Source organism: Bartonella sp. AD328YNZD (genome assembly GCF_042196425.1).
Genome location: NZ_JBHIQG010000317.1, coordinates 1 through 2,658 on the forward strand (window position 1 = coordinate 1; position 2,658 = coordinate 2,658).

Annotated in this window: 1 protein-coding gene; it reads left to right on the forward strand. The window is 32.8% G+C overall.

The genetic code is table 11. The features are described from left to right. The coding region (locus tag ACFIO3_RS11170; protein WP_375704469.1) for a type ISP restriction/modification enzyme at positions 1-1,971 on the forward strand (1,971 nt) is incomplete at its 5' end. Positions 1,972-2,658 lie beyond the last annotated feature (687 nt).

Sequence of the window (2,658 nt, forward strand, 5' to 3'; positions counted from 1 at the left end):
GATTTTTTTACACGCTATATGTTTGAGAATTCAGAGCGGTGTAAAAAACAGCAGGAAGTAGATATCCAAGTTATTGTCGGCAATCCTCCTTATTCAACAGGTCAAAAAAGTGCTAATGACAATGCAAAGAATACCCCTTATCCCATATTAAATAACCGTATTCGTGAAACCTATGCTGCTCAATCTAAATCAATGAATACGCGAAATTTTTATGACAGTTATATTCGTGCTATGCGCTGGGCAAGTGACCGTATTGGTAATGCTGGGGTAATCGGCTTTGTTTCTGGCTCTGGTTACATAGAAAAATCGACAATGAATAGTTTACGAAAATCTTTAGCCAAAGAATTTACGAGTATTTATGTACTTAATTTACGAGGGGATCTTCGTAAAAATATGTTGAGCAATGGAGCTGCTCAAGAAGGTGAAAATGTTTTTGGTAGTGGTAGTATGACGGGCATTGCCGTGACGCTGTTTATAAAAAATCCCAATACTATTGGACCTTGTAAAATTTACTATCATGATATTGGTGATAATCAAACAAGAAAAAAAAAACTTAAAACAATTAAGGACTTTGGTAGTATTGATGGCATTACACGAAGTAAAAAAGATTGGCAAATAATCACACCAGATAAGCATGGTGATTGGATACGTCAACGTGATGACAGTTTTGAAACATTCTTAGCTTTAGGCGATAAGAGACCTCATGAGAAAAAACTCTTTGAGATTTATTCTTGTGGCATTACGACTAGTCGTGATGCTTGGGCATACAATTCAAGTCGTGCAATTTTAGCGAAAAATATGGGTAACATGATTGCCTTCTATAACAGTGAAGCAGAACGTTTTAATAATGCTTATGCGCACACTGACAGTAAATCACGTAAAAAGGCTGTAGATAATTTTGTTAATTCAGATACAAGCAAGATAAGTTGGAGTTTGAATATAAAAAAACAATTAGCAAGAGGTCATATTTTAAAATTTGAAGAAGTCGGTTTTGTTCAAAGTTTATATCGTCCTTTTACACGACAGTGGCTTTATTATAATCGCATTTTTAATGAAGCAATTTATCAAATGCCTCGTATCTTTCCTGTAGAAAAAATGATCAAAAATACAGTGATACAAGTTTCTGCTATAGGGGCAAGAAGTGGATTTTCTGTTATTATGACTAAAGATCTACCTGATTTTCATGCAATAGATACAGGTCAATGCTTTCCAAGATATATTTATGAAGATGCTACGGTTTCAAAAGGTAAAAGTAAGCAACAATCCCATTTGTTTGCAAATTCTACAGAGAAAAACACAACAGCTGGTTTACAGAGACGTAATGCCATTACTGATGAGGGGCTAGCACATTTTAAAGCCGCTTATCCTAATGAAAAAATCACTAAAGATGATCTATTCTATTACGTCTACGGATTGTTACATTCGGAAGATTATCGTGCTCGTTATGCTCATAATTTATGCAAAGAATTACCTCGCATTCCTTGCGTAAAGAGTGCTGAGGATTTTTGGAAGTTTGTAACAGCAGGGCGTGAACTGGGTCATTTGCACGTAAATTATGAAGATGTAGAGCCTTATCCAGTAACTTTTAAAAAGGGTAATCCAAAAGTTACAGAGATCTCTAATCCCGAAAAATTCTATTATGTGACTGAAATGCAATTTGCAAAAGCAGGTAAAGAGAAAGATAAATCAACTGTTATTTACAATAGCAATATCACAATAACAGATATCCCTCTTGAAGCTTATGAGTATATCGTAAATGGTAGACCTGCTCTTGAATGGGTTATGGGGCGTCAATGTGTAAAGACTGATAAAAAGAGTGGTATTATCAATGATGCCAATCGCTATGCTGTTGAAACCATTGGCAACCCTGCCTACCCATTGGAGTTATTTCAAAGGGTTATTACCGTAAGTTTAGAAACAATGAAAATCGTAAAAAACTTACCAAAATTAGAAATAAGAGAAACTGAATAACTTATAAAGCATGCTCACATAATGGGTATGATAAGCTCATAAGGGGTATAGAGCTTATAACCATAATCTATACCTCTCTCTTGTTAAGTTGATTAGATACAATCTTTAAAAGGATAATTTATCATGCGTTATTCTAAAAAGAAGAAACTTGCACTTTTAGATACTCTTATTTGGATTGTCTTTAAAAGATTATATCGTAATCTAAAATGATAGCTTTATGCTTTTCAAAAGCTTTGTTTAAAGTGAGTTATATATATTCATTTTACTTATAGGTTTTGTAGGTTCTTAAAACCCCCAAAACCCCTACAAAACCTCTTTAAATATATATCATAGATTGTATTTACAGATTGTATTTAATATAGGTTGTTTCTTTAAAACATTAACATATTGAAATATAATGACTTTTATTTTGGATTAAAAAATAAAATAATACGTACAAAAAGCACCCCCCAAAACTCATAACCTAATGATCTTGATAGCATTTCTTATGAGTTACAAGCTATCTTTTGAAAAACTTTAAAGGATCACATGCTTTTTATAAAACACGTTGTAATCATTCTCTAAATCATAAGGTTATCATTCAAAAGAACTGATAAAATTCATAAAAGGGATTTTGATAACGTAATCAGTTTTTAATTTCCTATGCTTTTCATAAAACACGTTTTAATGACTCACTCAAATGATCAC